Source organism: Micromonospora sp. NPDC005252 (assembly GCF_042872475.1).
GTDB lineage: Bacteria > Actinomycetota > Actinomycetes > Mycobacteriales > Micromonosporaceae > Micromonospora.
In genome coordinates, this window is sequence record NZ_JBIAKN010000003.1 from 312530 (window position 1) to 328197 (window position 15668).

At 73.1% G+C, this 15668-nt stretch carries 16 protein-coding genes; 6 read left to right on the top strand and 10 right to left on the bottom strand.

The genetic code is table 11. The features are described from left to right. Positions 1-329: 329 nt before the first annotated feature. Positions 330-479, bottom strand: a complete 150-nt coding sequence (locus tag ACFYPH_RS11025; protein WP_354863004.1) for a hypothetical protein — start codon at positions 477-479, stop codon at positions 330-332. Positions 480-497: 18 nt separating this feature from the next. Continuing rightward, positions 498-1073, bottom strand: a complete 576-nt coding sequence (locus ACFYPH_RS11030) for a hypothetical protein (protein WP_387180956.1) — start codon at positions 1071-1073, stop codon at positions 498-500. A gap of 150 nt (positions 1074-1223) precedes the next feature. Between ACFYPH_RS11030 and ACFYPH_RS11035 the strand changes: the two genes are divergently transcribed. Then, entirely contained in the window at positions 1224-1847 is a 624-nt protein-coding gene (locus ACFYPH_RS11035; RefSeq protein WP_363940635.1) for a phosphatase PAP2 family protein, read from the top strand. Positions 1848-1894: 47 nt separating this feature from the next. Here ACFYPH_RS11035 and ACFYPH_RS11040 read toward each other — a convergent pair whose 3' ends face one another. The 3 genes from ACFYPH_RS11040 to ACFYPH_RS11050 are packed head-to-tail and all read right to left on the bottom strand — an operon-like array spanning position 1895 to position 6680. After that, complete coding sequence (locus ACFYPH_RS11040; RefSeq protein ID WP_354860191.1) at positions 1895-3118, bottom strand: hypothetical protein; 1224 nt, start codon at positions 3116-3118, stop codon at positions 1895-1897. Positions 3119-3156: 38 nt separating this feature from the next. Beyond that, positions 3157-4842 carry a GTPase gene (locus tag ACFYPH_RS11045; protein WP_387180959.1) on the bottom strand — a complete coding sequence of 562 codons (1686 nt, stop codon included), beginning with the start codon at positions 4840-4842 and terminating at the stop codon, positions 3157-3159. Then, positions 4839-6680 (bottom strand): ABC transporter, encoded by a 1842-nt coding sequence (locus ACFYPH_RS11050; protein WP_387180961.1) that lies wholly within the window; start codon positions 6678-6680, stop codon positions 4839-4841. The genes ACFYPH_RS11045 and ACFYPH_RS11050 overlap by 4 nt, the downstream gene beginning before the upstream one ends. 220 nt (positions 6681-6900) lie before the next feature. On the opposite strand from ACFYPH_RS11050, the gene dnaK reads away from it, so the two are divergent. The 5 genes from dnaK (at position 6901) to ACFYPH_RS11075 (ending at position 11631) form a co-directional block, all read left to right on the top strand. Beyond that, complete coding sequence (gene dnaK, locus ACFYPH_RS11055) at positions 6901-8769, top strand: molecular chaperone DnaK (protein ID WP_355134030.1); 1869 nt, start codon at positions 6901-6903, stop codon at positions 8767-8769. 48 nt (positions 8770-8817) lie between these two features. Next, on the top strand, positions 8818-9570 hold the full coding sequence (gene grpE, locus ACFYPH_RS11060) for a nucleotide exchange factor GrpE (RefSeq protein WP_354860203.1): 753 nt from the start codon (positions 8818-8820) through the stop codon (positions 9568-9570). Positions 9571-9658: 88 nt separating this feature from the next. Beyond that, positions 9659-10846 carry a molecular chaperone DnaJ gene (gene dnaJ, locus ACFYPH_RS11065; protein ID WP_354860205.1) on the top strand — a complete coding sequence of 396 codons (1188 nt, stop codon included), beginning with the start codon at positions 9659-9661 and terminating at the stop codon, positions 10844-10846. Positions 10847-10876: 30 nt separating this feature from the next. Next, positions 10877-11317 carry a heat shock protein transcriptional repressor HspR gene (locus ACFYPH_RS11070; RefSeq protein WP_030332087.1) on the top strand — a complete coding sequence of 147 codons (441 nt, stop codon included), beginning with the start codon at positions 10877-10879 and terminating at the stop codon, positions 11315-11317. Positions 11318-11436: 119 nt separating this feature from the next. Next, entirely contained in the window at positions 11437-11631 is a 195-nt protein-coding gene (locus ACFYPH_RS11075; protein ID WP_354860207.1) for a hypothetical protein, read from the top strand. Between the two features lie 80 nt (positions 11632-11711). Here the strand turns inward: ACFYPH_RS11075 and ACFYPH_RS11080 are convergent, their stop codons facing one another. The 5 genes from ACFYPH_RS11080 to ACFYPH_RS11100 all read right to left on the bottom strand — a co-directional run bounded on the left by ACFYPH_RS11080 (position 11712) and on the right by ACFYPH_RS11100 (position 15659). Next, positions 11712-12143 carry a hypothetical protein gene (locus ACFYPH_RS11080; RefSeq protein WP_354860209.1) on the bottom strand — a complete coding sequence of 144 codons (432 nt, stop codon included), beginning with the start codon at positions 12141-12143 and terminating at the stop codon, positions 11712-11714. 208 nt (positions 12144-12351) lie between these two features. Continuing rightward, a complete protein-coding gene (locus ACFYPH_RS11085) occupies positions 12352-13557 on the bottom strand; it encodes a cation:proton antiporter (protein ID WP_387180965.1) in 1206 nt (401 codons plus the stop codon). Between the two features lie 5 nt (positions 13558-13562). Next, positions 13563-14063: a cation:proton antiporter regulatory subunit gene (locus ACFYPH_RS11090; protein ID WP_007454242.1), complete on the bottom strand. Its 501-nt coding sequence runs from the start codon at positions 14061-14063 to the stop codon at positions 13563-13565. 168 nt (positions 14064-14231) lie between these two features. Further along, positions 14232-14366 (bottom strand): hypothetical protein, encoded by a 135-nt coding sequence (locus ACFYPH_RS11095; protein ID WP_387180967.1) that lies wholly within the window; start codon positions 14364-14366, stop codon positions 14232-14234. Positions 14367-14528: 162 nt separating this feature from the next. Then, a complete protein-coding gene (locus ACFYPH_RS11100) occupies positions 14529-15659 on the bottom strand; it encodes an epoxide hydrolase family protein (RefSeq protein WP_387180969.1) in 1131 nt (376 codons plus the stop codon). Positions 15660-15668 lie beyond the last annotated feature (9 nt).

Genomic DNA, 15668 nt, shown 5'->3' on the forward strand with positions numbered 1-15668 from the left:
CATCGTGCCGCCCTGCGCCCACCAGGCAATCCGGTGATGATTCGTCACCGTTCGGCCAGTGTCGCGTGTCGACACGCGGTGGATGTTGGCTGACCGAGGGTGACTGGGCGAGGCTGATTACCGCAGGAACGTGCCGATCGGGTGATTAGCCGGATTCCCACCGGTGAACGCCCCCGGCGTGCCTCGGACGGCGACGACAAGGGGTGTGCGGTGGACGAGCCAGGTGACGGTCCCGGCACACCCATGCTCGGACGCCACCGGTCGCCAGGCGGCTACCGCCGGGTGATCGGGTCACACCGGGCACCCGGCGCGGGCGGCCCCTCCCGGGGTTACCTGCTCACCGTCGCACTGTTGGCCGGCACCGCGTCGATGCCCGTCCTCGCCGCGGTCAGCGCGGGCTCGGCCACCCCGGGCAGCAGCGCGCTACCGGACACCAGCACCCCGTTCATCCCGACCCCGTCGGTCGGGCCGGTGGTCATCCCGATGCCGGTGACCAGTCAACCGCCGCCGGTCGCGCTGCCGGCACCGGGCACACCCAGCGCCGGCCCGACCGCGACCGCCGACTGGGTGCCCGCCGCTCCCTGGCGTCTCCCGGACGAGTCGTGGTCCGGCCCGACGGCCGACGACCGGCTGCCCGCCCGTCGGATGGTGCCCGCGCCACCGGCGCCGCGACCCACCCGGAGCGCCCCGCCGGCCGCGCCCCCGCCCCCGCACCCGACCAGCCCGTCGCCGTCGCCGGCGCCGACCGGGTCACCGGACCCGGACCCGACCGAAACGCCCCCGCCGAGCCCGACGCCGACCGACTCGGCGACACCCACCGCGACCGGTTCGTCGACCGCCACCGCCGTCCCCACCAGCACCCTCCCCGCACCCGCCAGCACATCCCCGCCGTCGGCCACGCCCGGCCCGTCGGCCACGCCCGGCCCGTCGGCCACGCCCGACCCGTCGGCCACCCCTGGCCCGTCGACCATGCCCGGCCCGCCGACCACCCGGCCCGAGCCGACCACCCCGCCGTCGCCGCACGCGCCGACCTCCCGGATGCCGTCGTCGGTCACCGCGCGACCACCGGTCACGCCGCCCACGTCGGCCGACCCGGCGACGCCAACCGGGCGTCCGTCGCCGGCCGGACCCACGCGTCCCACCCAGTCCCCGGCGGTACGGTGACGAGCAGGCGTCGCCGAGACGGCGGTGGTCGACGGTAGGCGCGTACCGGAGGGGGTGGCGTGGGCGGCGGTGTGGAACCCCGCCAGGTCGCCGCCCGGCCCGGTCCAGGGCTGCGGGTCGCCCGACTGGTCACCGAGCTGACCGCCCCGGCCGTGCTGGTGTCGCTGCTGATGGTCGCCGTGAGCTGGCACAGCACCCGGGGCAGTGCCCGCGGCCTGCTCTGGGGTCTGCTCGCGACGCTCTTCGTCACCGGCATCCCGTTCGCCTACATCGTCGGCGGGGTCCGCCGCGGTCGGCTCACCGACCACCACATCGGCCGTCGGGAGCAGCGCCGGGTGCCGCTGCTGGTCGGCCTCGGCTCGGTCGCCGCCGGGCTCGCCCTGCTCGTCGTCCTCGGCGCGCCCCGGCCGTTGCTGGCGCTGGCGGTGGCCGGGCTGGTCGGACTGGTGGTCGCCGTGTCGGTGAGCCACTGGTGGAAGATGTCGATCCACTCGGCGGTCTCCGCCGGCACCCTGGTCATCCTGGCGCTGACCTTCGGGCGCGGGTTCCTCGTCGCCGCGCCGCTGTTGGCCGTGGTCGGCTGGTCCCGCGTACGCCTGCGGGATCACACCGTCTCGCAGGTGCTCGCCGGCGGTGTGCTCGGCGCGCTGATCGCCGCGGTCGTCTTCGGTTTGCTGCGCTGAGCGACCGTCGCCGGGCGGGCGGCGTGGTGCCGCCCGCCCGGCGGCCGTCAGGCGCCGTCGTCGGCGAGGCGGTGCCGGTTCGCCTCGATCCAGGCGTCCAGCGCGGCCGGGTCGTCCGGGTCCACGCCGTCGGCCATCAGTTGCGCGACCGCGGCCGTGGCCGGGCTGCGCCGCTCGCCGGTGGAGTAGAGCCGGGCGAACTCCGGCACCATCTCCTCGATCGCCTCGTCGGTGCGTGTCGCGGCCGCCTCGGGCAGCCCGCGCTGGCGCGACGCGTACCGGGCCCAGGCGCGCAGCACCCGGGGCAGCATCGCCGCGTCGTCCATGTCCAGCACGGCGCGGCGGTGCACCCAGTCGAGCAGGAAGAGCCCGGCCACGGCCGGGCTCCACCGCATCGGGTCAGCGTCCGGGAAGCTCGCCGAGTGGTCCAGCAGCAGGCTCAGGCAGAAGTGCAGCGAGGCGAGTTCCGGGCCGTCGACGCTGTCGAGCCCGAACCGGGCGGCCTCCGGCGCCGCCAGGAACCGCCGGACCAGGTCGGTGCGCTCGGCGGCGGACAGCGGCTCGACCTCCGCCGGGCCGGTCGGGTCGGCTGCCGTGGGGAGCAGCGCCAGCCGGGCGCCGACCAGCGCGCGGTCGGTGGAGAGCGAACCCTCGCCGGGCAGCTCGGTCAGGTCGTCGGTGACCGAGAGGTGCCGGGCCACCTCGCCCCGCAGCCGGGACGGGTCCTCGGTGCGGAACCAGGTCAGCTCGTCGTCGGCGCACATCTGCCGGACCTGGTCCAGGATCCGCTCCGCCGGCCCGCCGACGAAGATGTCCTTGGTGATCCCGATGTTGTGGTCGACCAGGGCCACCAGGGCGTGCTCCGGGCCACCGGCCGCGTCGTCGTACGCGAAGGTGGCGAGGTAGGAGGTCTGGTCGCCGTACACGTCGCCGTACGCCCAGCTGCCGGTCAGGTGCACCCGGCCGAGCTGCCCGGACCAGGCGGGCGCCTGGCTGCCCGGGCGCACCCGCTCGGTGCCCTCGGCGGTCGGGACGAGCGTGGCGAAGACCTGCCGGATGGTGGTCGCCGCCGCGATCCGGCGGCGGGCGGTGGCGGCGAGGAACCCGGTGACGAACTCCCGCACGGCGGTGTCGCGGTCGGTCTCCGCGATCGCGTAGACACTGCCCAGCAGCGCGCTGCCGAGCATCTCGGCGTCGAGGGCGGACTCCAGCTTGGTCACGTCGCGTGCGGCGTGCAGCACCGCGTCGTAAGGGGTCTGAGGCGTGGCCATGCTCCGACCCTACGCCGGTCGGGGCGTACCAAGCGGCGTCAGCGGCGGGCGGCGTCCCGCAGCGCGTCGCGTGCCTGCGCGTAGGAGGCCAGCACGATCCGCACCGGGGCGAGCACGTACTCCGCGCCGACGTCGGCGACCTTGGCCGTCAGGCGCTGCTCGGCGCGGGCGCGGGCCCGCCGGGCGGCCCAGCGCACCACCGGGCGGGTCACCGCCGCCACCAGCAGCCCGGCCAGCAGGCCGCCGAGCAGCAGCAGGGTGGGCAGCGGCACCTGGCCGACCATCGGGTTGTCCAGCGCGGGCAGGCCGAGCGCCCGCAGCGCGTAGCCGAGCACCAGCCAGCCCAACCCGACCACGGCGGCCAGGGTGACCAGCCACTGCACACCGCCGACGACCCGCCACCAGAGCGGTCGCCGGTCCAGGCCGAGGTCGGTGCCGGCGATCGTCCGGTCCAGCGCGTCCGGCAGGTCGCCCAGGCGGGACCGGGCGGCGGAGGTGACCGCCGCCGGCCAGGCGGCGGGCAGGTCGGCGGCAGCCCGGTCGGCCACCGCGCGGATCGCCAGGCCGAGCGCCGAGCGTTGGGTGGCGGTCGGATCAGGCACCGAGGTCGCCGCGACCAGGCTCTCCGCCGGGTCGGCTGCGCCGCCGGTCGGGCCGGGCAGGTGCAGCCGGCGCAGCGGGTCGGGTCGGAGCCGACGCCAGCCCCGCACCACCGGCCAGCCGGTGGCCGCGCCGGCCCGATGCCGGTACGCCTGCTCCACCGCCTCGGTCACCGCCGGCACACCGGCCGTGCCGGCCAGCGCCCGGTTCAGCGCGGCGACGGCCGTGCCGTCCGGGCCACCCGCCGGTCGGGCCGAGCCGACCAGCTCGTCCAGCCCGGCGACGACCGAGTCGACGTCGCCGGCCAGCCGACGCAGGGCGGCCTGCCGCTCGGCGACCGTACGCTCCAGCGCGGTACGCAGCCCGACCATCCCGGCCGGGTCGATGGCGGTGGTGGCGAGCAGTGGCACGCCGGTCAGCCCGTCGGAGTCGAGCAGCCGGCGCAGGTCGTCCAGGACGCGGGGCAGCTCGGTCGGTGGCAGCCGGTCGGCCTGGTTGAGCACGACCAGGGTGACGTCGCGGTGCCGGTGGAACTCGCGCAGGTAGCTGTCGTGGATGACCCGGTCGGCGTACTTCTGCGGATCGACCACCCAGACCACCTGGTCGACCAGGCCGAGCAGCCGGTCCACCTCCAGCCGGTGGGACCGCTGCACCGAGTCGAAGTCGGGCAGGTCGAGCAGGATCAGCCCGTGCAGCGCCGTCTCGTCGTCCGCGTCGAGCGCGCTCTCCCGGACGAAGCGGTGCCGGGGCAGCACCCCGGTCCAGTCGAGCAGCCGGTTGGCGCCCTCCAGCGGCCCCCACACGCACGCGTGCGTCACGCCGGTGGTCGGCCGGCGAACCCCGACCGGGGAGAGTTCCAGCTGGGCCAGCGCGTTGAACAGGCTGGACTTGCCGCTGCCGGTGGCGCCGGCGAGGGCCACCACGGTGTGATCGCGGGACAGGGCGAGCCGGGTGCCGGCCCGCTCGACCAGGGTGTGCGCGGGCACCAGCTCGGCGTCCGGCAGCAGGCCGTCGACGGCGGTCAGGAACCGGCGTACGGCCTCCAGGCGGGCGATCAGCGCGTCCGGGTCGACCCGCTGGTCGCCGCGGAACGCCTCGCATACCCGGCCGGCGATGTTGGTCACCGCGAACCCTCCTCGTCGCCGACCGGCAGGGTGCCGTCGCCGGTGGCCAGGCCGCTGCGGTGCCGGGCCAGCTCGACCCGTCCGGCGGCCCGCCGCAGCGCGTCACCGGCCGCCTCGGCGGGTCGGGCTTCGGCGGTGCGGGTCAGGAAGCGGTCCGCCTCCGCGTCCAGCAGCGTCCGGACCCGCGCCACCAGGTCGACCCGGGCCTTCGCGGCGAGGGTACGCACCGCCTGGTCGCCGAAGATCGCCTGGAGGACAGCCTGCGCGGCGACCGTCGTACCGGCCCCGGTGGCCAACTCCAGCCCGGTGGGGATGAACGCGGTCGAGGCGAACACGGCGATCATCACGGCCAACCCGGTGGCGTTCACCGCGTACGCGGCGGTGCGGGCCACGAACCGCTTGTCGCCGCCCTCGACCCGGACCAGCTCCAGCACGCCGCGTTGCCAGTCCCGGACCATCCGTTCGGCGCGTTCGGGCAGGTCGTCGCTCGGGTGGGCGAGCCCCGGCTCGAGCAGGTCCGCTCCCGCCGGGTGTGCCTTCCACCCGGTGTACGCGGATTCGGCGGCCTCGGACGCGACGCCCCGCAGCAGGGTGACGAGCTGCGACTCGATGGCGTTGCGCAGCTCGGCGGCCGGCGCGGGCCGGCCGGTGACGGCGGCCACCACCCGGTCGCGGAGTCGCCCGATGCGGGCCTCCAGCGTGCGGAAGAACTCGCCGGTGCCGACGAACTCCTGCCAGCGGGCCAGCACCTCACCGCGGAGCAGTCGGCCGTCCTGCAGGCCCTGCTCGACGGTCCGCTCGGCACCCCGGTACGCGGCCCGGACCCGTTCGTCCAGCCCGTCGGCGGCGGTGACCTGCTCGTCGGCCGCGTCGGCCAGCTCCTCGACGGCGGGGTGCAGGGCGGCCAGCGCGCCGTCCAGGGTCTGCCGGACCACCGCCGCGCGGGCGTCCGCGTCGGCGGCCAGCCGGGCGAACCAGTCGGCCAGCGGCGCCGTGACCCCCTCGGGCAGCAGCCCTTGACCGTCGACCCAGGTCTCCGGGAGGACGAACAGCGGCGCCCGGCCCAGATCCTGCGCGGCGAGCATCTCGGCCAGGTGCGCGGCGATCTCGTCGCTGGCCTCGGCGGGCACCCGGTCGAGCACCATGGCGATCACGGCGCCCCGGGCCCGCGCGCTGCGCAGCAGCTCCCACGGCACCGCGTCGGCGTACCGGGCGGCAGTGGTGACGAAGAGCCAGAGGTCGGCGGCGGCGAGCAGTTGGCTCGCGAGCGCCCGGTTGGCGTCGACGACGGAGTCGATGTCCGGTGCGTCGAGGAAGGCCAGACCCGGCGGCAGAGCGGGGGCGGTGACCAGGTGCAGGGAGCGTGGATCGTCGCTCGGCTCGGTGGTGCGGGTCAGCCCGGGCAGCAGGTCGCCCTGCCGGAACCAGGACGCGTCGGCCGGGTTGCAGACAAGCACCGGGGAGCGGGTGGTGGGCCGCAGCACACCGGCGGCGCTGACCCGGGCCTTGACCAGGCTGTTAACCAGGGTCGACTTGCCCGCGCCGGTGGAACCGCCGACCACCACGAGCAGCGGGGCGTCCAGTCGGGCGAGCCGGGGCAGCAGGTAGTCGTCGAGCTGGTCGGTGAGGGCGCTCGCGGTGTGCCGGGCGGCCTTGGCGGAGGGCAGGGCGAGCGGATAGCGGGTCGCGCCGATCGCGGCCTTCAGGCCCGACAGCGCGCCGGGGAGGCTGTCGTCCCCGGTGGTGGCGGGCGGCTCCTCCGCGGCGTCCGGCGGGCCGGTGCGGGCTGCGACGGCGGGCGCGCCGGAACGGGTGGCGGAATCGCCGTGCGTCGTCACCGCTAAAGCGTGCCCGACCGATGCAAGGGAAGACAACCGGACGGTAATAACGGCTGGGTTGCGTCGGGTCGGCTCAACTCAACTTGACGATTCGCCAGCGCGTGGCACTATTGAGTCCAGTTCACTCAACTTGTGGTGGGGTCCGCTGCGGGCGGTGCCCGCCGAGCAGTCGCGGGCGATGCCCGCCACCTGCACAACCTTACGAAGTGAGGAAGCGAAGATGGCACGTGCGGTCGGTATCGACCTCGGCACGACGAACTCCTGCGTCAGCGTTCTCGAGGGCGGTGAGCCCACCGTCATCGCCAACGCTGAGGGCTCGCGGACGACCCCGTCGATCGTCGCGTTCGCCCGCAACGGCGAGGTGCTCGTCGGTGAGGTCGCCAAGCGCCAGGCGGTGACCAACCCGGACCGGACGATCCGCTCGGTCAAGCGCGAGGTCGGCACGAACTGGTCCGTCGACATCGACGGCAAGAAGTACACCCCGCAGGAGATCTCGGCCCGGACGCTGATGAAGCTCAAGCGGGACGCCGAGGCGTACCTGGGCGAGCAGATCACCGACGCGGTGATCACCGTCCCGGCCTACTTCAACGACAGCCAGCGCCAGGCCACCAAGGAGGCCGGTGAGATCGCCGGCTTCAACGTGCTGCGGATCGTCAACGAGCCGACCGCGGCCGCCCTGGCGTACGGGCTGGACAAGGGCTCCAAGGAGCAGACCGTCCTGGTCTTCGACCTCGGCGGCGGCACCTTCGACGTGTCGCTGCTGGAGCTCGCCGAGGGCGTCATCGAGGTCAAGTCGACCAGCGGTGACAACCACCTCGGTGGCGACGACTGGGACCAGCGGATCATCGACCACCTGGTCAAGACGTTCCGCGGCGAGCACGGCATCGACCTCAGCCAGGACAAGATGGCCCTCCAGCGCCTCCGTGAGGCCGCCGAGAAGGCCAAGATCGAGCTGTCCGCCGCCACCACGACCAACATCAACCTGCCGTACATCACCGCCGGCGCGGCCGGCCCGCTGCACCTCGACGTGACGCTCAGCCGCGCCGAGTTCCAGCGGATGACGCAGGACCTGCTGGACCGCTGCAAGGGCCCGTTCGAGCAGGCCGTGAAGGACGCCGGGATCAAGATCTCCGACGTCGAGCACGTCATCCTCGTCGGTGGTTCGACCCGGATGCCCGCCGTGACCGACCTGGTCAAGCAGCTCACCGGCCGCGACCCCAACAAGGGCGTCAACCCGGACGAGGTCGTCGCCGTCGGCGCCGCCCTGCAGGCCGGTGTGCTCAAGGGTGAGGTCAAGGACGTCCTGCTGCTCGACGTGACCCCGCTGAGCCTGGGCATCGAGACCAAGGGCGGCATCTTCACCAAGCTCATCGAGCGCAACACCACCATCCCGACCAAGCGCTCCGAGGTCTTCACCACGGCGGACGACAACCAGCCGTCGGTGCTGATCCAGGTGTTCCAGGGTGAGCGGGAGATCGCGGCGTACAACAAGAAGCTCGGCACCTTCGAGCTGACCGGCCTCCCGCCGGCGCCGCGCGGCGTGCCGCAGATCGAGGTCGCCTTCGACATCGACGCCAACGGCATCGTCAACGTGCACGCCAAGGACCTGGGCACCGGCAAGGAACAGAAGATGACGATCACCGGCGGCTCGTCGCTGCCGAAGGACGACATCGAGCGGATGCGCCGGGACGCCGAGGAGCACGCGGAGGAGGACAAGCGCCGCCGCGACGACGCCGAGACCCGCAACGTGGCCGAGGCGCTCCAGTGGCAGACCGAGAAGTTCCTCGCCGAGAGCGGCGACAAGCTGCCCAGCGAGAACCGGGAGCAGCTCAACGAGGCGCTCGGTGAGCTCCGGGGTGCCCTGGGCGGTCAGGACATCGAGAAGATCAAGTCCGCCCACGAGAAGCTGGCGCAGGTCTCCCAGCAGGCTGGTTCGCTGCTCTACTCCCAGCAGGCCGAGCAGGGCCAGCAGCCGGGCGGCGAGGCCGGCCCGGGTGCGACCGGTGCGACCGGTCCGCAGGCCGGCGCCGCCGGTGGCGCCGACGACGTGGTCGACGCCGAGATCGTGGACGAGGACGGCAAGAAGTGACCATCGGCCTCCGACACGTATCCACGGCGAAGGGGATGAGGTAGCCGCATGACGCAGAAGCCACGAGCCGCCGACCCGGGCGACACCGGGTCGACGCCGGGTGGCTCCGCGCCCACGGAGCCGGCCACCGGCGACGGGGAGCGGGTCGTCATCCGCAACAACCGCAAGCTGACCGACACGTCGGAGCCGGCGGGCACCGCCACGGACGCGGGCAGCGACGTACCCGCCGAGGGCCTGGTCGAGGACGCCGAGATCGTGGTCGACGAGATCGAGGCCGAGGTCAACTCCACCGACGGGCCGGAGCCGTCCGGCCCGCCGGTGGTGGACGCCCCGGCGCAGCCGGTGGACGGCGGTGGCACGTCGCTCGGCGCCGAGCTGGAGGCGCTCCGGGCCGAGCTGGACGAACGGACCAGGGACCTGCAGCGGGTGTCGGCGGAGTACGCCAACTACCGCAAGCGGGTCGACCGGGACCGCAGCCTGGTCCAGGAGCAGGCGACCGGCTCGGTGCTGGCCGCGCTGCTGCCGATCCTCGACGACCTGGACCGGGCCCGGGAACACGGCGACCTGGTCGGGCCGTTCGGAACGGTGGCGGAACAGCTCACCACCGCGCTGGGCAAGTTCGGCCTGAACGCCTTCGGCGAGCAGGGCGAACCGTTCGACCCGACCCGGCACGAGGCGGTCGCGCACCAGACCTCGGCCGAGGTCAGCGAGCCGACCTGCGTGCAGGTCATGCGACGCGGCTACCAGCTCGGTGAGCGGCTGCTGCGCCCCGCGCTGGTCGCGGTCGCGGATCCGGAATAGTGCGAGACAGTGACCGGGTCGTCCCGTCCCCCGCACAGCGGTGGACGGGACGGCCGGGCCACAACGGTCGGAAGGAGGTGGTGGACCGGTGAGTTCGAAGGACTGGCTCGAGAAGGACTTCTACGCCGTGCTCGGCGTGGACAAGGCCGCCTCCGCGGATGACATCAAAAAGGCGTACCGCAAGCTGGCCCGGGAATCGCACCCGGACCACAATCCGGGCGACCCGAAGGCCGAGGAGCGGTTCAAGGCCGTGTCCGAGGCGTACAACGTGTTGTCGGACGCCGGCCGTCGCCGGGAGTACGACGAGATGCGTTCGCTGTTCAGTTCGGGCGCGTTCCGGCGCAACGCCCGGGCGGGCGGCCAGCCGGGCGGGATGCCGTTCGACGTCTCCGACCTGTTCGGCGGTGGCGCCGCCGGTGGCGGTGACCGCCGCTTCGGCGGGGCCGGCTTCCAGGACCTGTTCAGCTCGATCTTCTCGGGTGGGCAGGCCGGTGGGCAGGCGGCTCCACGTGGGCCCGCGCGCGGCCGGGACGTGGAGACCGAGGTAGCTCTGGACTTCGGCGACGCGGTGCGCGGGGTGACCCTGCCGCTGACGTTGCGCGCCCCCGGCGTCTGCGACACCTGCCACGGCAACGGCGCCAAGCCCGGCACCCAACCGCGTACCTGCCCGGTCTGTCACGGCGCCGGGGTCACGACCCGCAACCAGGGGTCGTTCAGCTTCTCCGAGCCCTGCGGCAACTGCCAGGGCGTCGGCACCGTCGTGGAGGAGAAGTGCCCGGAGTGCCACGGCAGCGGCGGAGTCACCAAGACCCGCACGATGAACGTGCGCTTCCCGGCCGGTGTGGCCGACGGCCAGCGCATCAGGCTGGCCGGGCGCGGTGAGCCCGGTGAGCGTGGTGGCCCGGCCGGCGACCTGTTCGTGCACGTCAAGGTCCGGCCGGACGAGCTGTTCGGGCGTACCGGAGACGACCTGACGTTGACCGTGCCGGTGACCTACGCGGAGGCCGTGCTCGGCACGGACCTGCGGGTGCCCACGCTCGACGGCGCGGTGACGCTGCGGGTACCGCCCGGCACGCCCAGCGGGCGGGTGCTGCGGGCCCGGGGCAAGGGTGTGGTCCGTCGCGACGGGCAGGCCGGTGACCTGCTGGTCACCCTGGATGTGGTGGTGCCGGCCCGTCTGTCGGACGAGGCGCGGGCGGCGCTGGAGGCGTTCGCCGAGCAGAGTCCGCCGGCGGCGCGGGAACACCTCGACGCCCGGGTGCGTCGGGTCGGATAGTCCGGTGGGATGGACGCGGAGGTGAGCGGGATGTCGGGCGAGTTCCTCGGTTCGGGTGACCCTGCCTACGAGGCCAAGGTACTCATGATCTCGGTGGCGGCACGGATGGCGGGGATGCACCCGCAGACCCTGCGCCAGTACGACCGGCTGGGGCTGGTGCAGCCCGGCCGGGCTGCCGGCGGTGGCCGTCGATACAGCGTCCGGGACGTGGTGCTGCTGCGCGAGGTGCAGCGGCTCAGCCAGGACGACGGGATCAACCTGGCCGGCGTCAAGCGGATCATCGGGCTGGAGCGGTTGCTGGAGCAGGCGCAGCAGCGGGTCGCACGGCTGGAGGCGGAGCTGGACGCCGCGTACCGCCGGGTGGCCGAGCTGGAGTCACTGGCCCGTTTCCCGGGCCGGGATCTGGTGCCGACCAACCGCACGTCCACCGCGCTGGTGGTCTGGCGTCCCCGCCGTACACCCGACCGCTGACCCTGCTCCTCGGCCTGGCCCGCGCCGGATTTTCCGGCGCGGACCAGGCCGTTTCCGTTAGCCTGTCAATACGGGTCCTATCGCCTTAATTCGGGCCTATCGGCGCGGTTGGGGGAGCGATGACGGAGCAGGCGAAGAGCCTCGCTCAGCAGACGGAGGAGCGGTTGGAAAGTCTGGCCGACACCGTCCGCGAGAAGTTCGACAAGGTCACCGAGGCAACCTTTCGCGACCGGATCAAGGAGGGACGGTTCGCCGACCAGGACGACCACGGCGTCGACCCGGCCCGAGCCGAGACCGAGCGCAAGCAGGACTGATCCGGTGACCGACGTGCGGGCCGGGACCCACGGGGGGTCCCGGCCCGTTCGCCCTGCTTGCTTGCGGTTGTTGCCCGGCCTCAGCCGAGGCGGCGGTTTTCGCGGACCAGGCCGCCCTCGCACCAGTCCCGGTAGACGAAGAGGTCCGGCCGGGCCAGCAGGACGCGGCCGTTGTGCGCCCAGATCCTCATCAGCTCGTCGCCGTCGCGCTCGGCCTGCTCGACCAGCTTGCGGAAGCGGCGCTTGGGATGGGCACGAAAGTTCGTCCGGATGCCGTCCGCGGCGTAGATGTAGAGGCAGTGCAGCGCGAAGCGCCGCGCGGGGCAGGTCGCGTCCATCGCCAGCTCGAAGAGCGTCAGCACCAGGCGGTCGCCGGAGACCAGGAGGTCCCAGTCGGGTGGCATGGAGGACAACGGCACCGAATCGGGCTGGAACGCCCAAGCTCGCAACTCCGCCGGCGTCGGATCGACGGGGTTGGCAAAACCGTGGAACGTCGACTCCTGCACGCTCACCGGCCAACCTTCCGCTCTCGCCCGCGTCTGGCAACGCTGCCTGCGGACCGTGGCTGCTGGGGCGAAACGGTAACCCGCCGTCGAGTGCTGCGGTAGTACCCGCAGGGAGCAATTCGGCATCCGTCGGCCGGCCTGGCCCGAACGGCCGTTCGGGTGTCCTGGCCAGCGCCGCTGCCGCGCCGACAAGGGCACGGCAGCGGGCTGAACGTCAGTCGTGGATCGACACCGGCTCCCGCCGCTGGGCCGCCGCGCGGTTGCGCAACCACCGCTTGAACCACGGGAAGTCGGGCAGCCGGGCCAGGATCGGCCCGGTCACCACGGTGATCAGGACGTACGTCGCGGCGAGCGCGGCCAACCGCGGCTCGACGCTGCCGGCCGCGACCGCGAGCCCGGCGATGACGATCGAGAACTCACCTCGGGGTACGAGGGCCAGGCCGGCCCGCCAGCGACCGGGTTCGGCGATGCCGACCCGGCGGGCCGCCAGGTAGCCGGTGAGCGTCTTCGTGCCCATGGTGACCACGGCCAGGGCGAGCGCCGGCAGCAGCACCGGCGGGATGTCCTGCGGGCTGGTGGTCAGGCCGAAGAACACGAAGAACACCGCGGCGAACAGGTCCCGCAGTGGCGAGAGCAGCTCGGTGGCGTGGTGTGCCACCGGGCCGGAGAGGGCGATGCCGACCAGGAATGCGCCGACCGCCGCCGACACCTGCAGCTTCGCCGCGATGCCCGCGATCAGCAACGTCAGGCCGAGTACGCCGAGCAGCAGCGCCTCCGGGTCCTTCGCCGACAGGGCGGACGAGATCAGGTGGCCGTACCGGATGGCGACCACCAGAACGATCAGCACCGTACCCACCGCGACGGTGAGCGCGATCCCGCCGCCGACCAGGCCGCTGCCTAGCAGCACGGCGGTGACCAGGGGCAGGTAGAGCGCCATCGCCAGGTCCTCGATGACCAGCACCGAGAGGATCACCGGGGTCTCCCGGTTACCGAGCCGACCCAGGTCGGCGAGGACCTTGGCGATCACGCCCGACGAGGAGACCCAGGTGATGCCGCCGAGCACCAGGGCGGCCACCCAGTCCCAGCCGAGCAGCAGGGCGAAGATGGCGCCGGGCAGGGCGTTGAGCAGCCCGTCGATCAGGCCGGCCGGTGCTGCCGAGCGCAGGTTGCCGACGAGCTCGTTGGCCGAGTACTCGAGGCCGAGCATCACCAGCAGCAGGATCACGCCGATCTCGGCGCCGACCGCGAAGAATTCCTCACTGGCGTCCAGCGGCAGCAGCCCGCCGTGCCCGAACGCGAGCCCGGCGAGCAGGTAGAGGGGGATGGGAGAGAGGCCGATGCGTCGGCTGAGCCGGCCGAGGAGCCCGAGCAGCAGCAGGAGCGCGCCGACTTCGATGAGCAGCGTGGTGAGATCGTGCATCCGCCTCAGCCGTCCGGGTCACTGTCGGCGAGGATGGCGGACACGCCGTCGAGACCCTGACGGGTCCCGACGACGACCACCACGTCACCGGCCGCGAAGCGGAAGGAGGGCTCGGGCGACACGTTCACCGTGCCATCGCGCAGCACCGCCACGATCGAGGCGCTGGTGCGGGTACGCGCCTTGGTGTCGCCGAGCATCCGGTTGACGTACCGCGAACCGGCCGGGATGGCGATCTGCTCGGTGAGCAGACCGGCAGCCTGCTCGCGCAGCCCGGAGAGCTGACCGAGCATCAGCGACGCGCCGAGGATGTCGGCCAGCGCCTCCGCCTCGTCGTCGGTCAGCGGAATGTCCGCCTGGCAGGAGTCGGGATCGTCCGGGTCGTAGAGGACAAGATCACGGCGGCCATTGCGGTGGGAGACCACGCCCAGGCGGCGTCCGGACTCCGTCACCAGATCGTGGCGTACCCCGATCCCCGGTAAGGCGGTCTGCTCGACACGTACTCGCACCCGCCCAGGCTACCGCTAGGTGAACAGACGGCAGATCTTGGAAGCCACGTCCGCCGCCCGGCCATGATCAACACGGGATCGCCGATATCGCGGTATCCCAGTCGGCGGGACACCCCCAGATCAGCGATCTCGTGTCGATCTAGAGCGCGCGGCCGCGAGTCGGGGGGTCTACGGCTTCCCCGCCACGAACACGCCGACGCCTTCCAGCGTCTCGGTCAAGCCGGTCGCACGGAGGATCATCATGGCCTTGCCGACCACGGTGTCCGACACGCCGTACTCCTTGCCGACCACGGTGTCCGACACGCCTACTCCTTGCAGAGCTGCGACCGGCTCGGCAGCTTCGTGCCGGGCGGCCACGCGCCTGATTCGACAGCGGGTTGATCGACTCGGTTTCGGTGATGTCGGGGTGTCCCGTTAGCCCGGATACCCCGATTTCCAGGACGTCGAGTCGATCTACCGGCGCGGTCAGCGGAGGGTGGCGAAAAACTCGCGGATGTCGCCGACCAGGGCATCGGTGGCCTGGTGAGCGGCGTAGTGGCCGCCGATGTCGCCGCGTCCCTCGACGTCAGTCTCGTACGCCGTCCAGCGGACGATGTTCGCGTGGTCCCGTTCGGCGAAGCGGCGGATGGACTGGAAGTCGCCGGGGAACATGGCCAGCGCCGTCGGTGCCGTGGTCGGCTCGGACGGCTGCTGACCGGCGTGCGCGTCCTCCCAGTAGAAGCGGATCGCCGAGGCGGCCGTGCCGGTGAACCAGTAGAGCGCCACGTTGGCCAGGACGAAGTCGTCGTCGAGGCTCTCGTCGAAGAGTTGGGCGTTCCAGGCCAGCAGGCCGACGGGCGAGTCGGCCAGCCCGTACGCCAGGGTCTGCGGCTGCTGGCTGTGCACCTGGTTGAAGGAGAACTTGTTCTCGTAGAACCACTGGAGGTGCCCGAGCGCCGCCTGGTCCGCCTCGGACAGCCCGGCGAACTCGGCCGGGTCGCCGGACGGGAACGAGAAGAGTTGCGTGACGTGCACGCCGAGGACGTGCTCGGCGTCGATCCGGCCCAGCTCCGGCGCGACCATCGAGCCGGCGTCGTTGCCGACCGCGCCGTAGCTGTCGTACCCCAGTCGGTTCATCAGCTCGGCCCAGGCGCGGGCGGTGCGGAAGCGGTTCCAGCCGGCGCTGCGGGTGGGGCCGGAGAACCCGAAGCCGGGCAGCGACGGGATGACCAGGTGGAAGGCCGGCGCCGCGGGGTCGCTCGGCTCGGTGAGCGGGCCGATCACGTCCAGGTATTCCAGCACCGAGCCCGGCCAGCCGTGGGTGAGCACCAGGGCGGTGGCGTCCGGCCGGGACGACCGGACGTGCAGGAAGTGGATCTGCTCGCCGTCGATCTCCGTGGCGAACTGCGGGTGGGCGTTCAGCCGGGCCTCGACGGCCCGCCAGTCGAACCCGTCCCGCCACCGGTCGGCGAGCGCGCGGACCCGGTCGCCGCTCATCCCGTACGCGCCGCCGACGCCGGGCAGCTCGGCGGGCCAGATCGTGCGGCGCAGGCGGGCGGCCAGGTCGTCGATGGCGCTCTGCGGGATCTCGACGCGGAACGGGCGGATCGCGGTCATTTCGAACTC

What these genes read in the sequence shown, in the direction of transcription:
- ACFYPH_RS11070 (WP_030332087.1), top strand. Translation starts at nt 10,877, where the DNA reads ATGTCGGGCGAGTTCCTCGGTTCGGGTGACCCTGCCTACGAGGCCAAG.
- ACFYPH_RS11025 (WP_354863004.1), bottom strand. Translation starts at nt 479, where the DNA reads ATGACCACCGGCCCGACCGACGGGGTCGGGATGAACGGGGTGCTGGTG.
- ACFYPH_RS11040 (WP_354860191.1), bottom strand. Translation starts at nt 3,118, where the DNA reads ATGGCCACGCCTCAGACCCCTTACGACGCGGTGCTGCACGCCGCACGC.
- ACFYPH_RS11100 (WP_387180969.1), bottom strand. Translation starts at nt 15,659, where the DNA reads ATGACCGCGATCCGCCCGTTCCGCGTCGAGATCCCGCAGAGCGCCATC.
- grpE (WP_354860203.1), top strand. Translation starts at nt 8,818, where the DNA reads ATGACGCAGAAGCCACGAGCCGCCGACCCGGGCGACACCGGGTCGACG.
- ACFYPH_RS11075 (WP_354860207.1), top strand. Translation starts at nt 11,437, where the DNA reads ATGACGGAGCAGGCGAAGAGCCTCGCTCAGCAGACGGAGGAGCGGTTG.
- dnaK (WP_355134030.1), top strand. Translation starts at nt 6,901, where the DNA reads ATGGCACGTGCGGTCGGTATCGACCTCGGCACGACGAACTCCTGCGTC.
- ACFYPH_RS11085 (WP_387180965.1), bottom strand. Translation starts at nt 13,557, where the DNA reads ATGCACGATCTCACCACGCTGCTCATCGAAGTCGGCGCGCTCCTGCTG.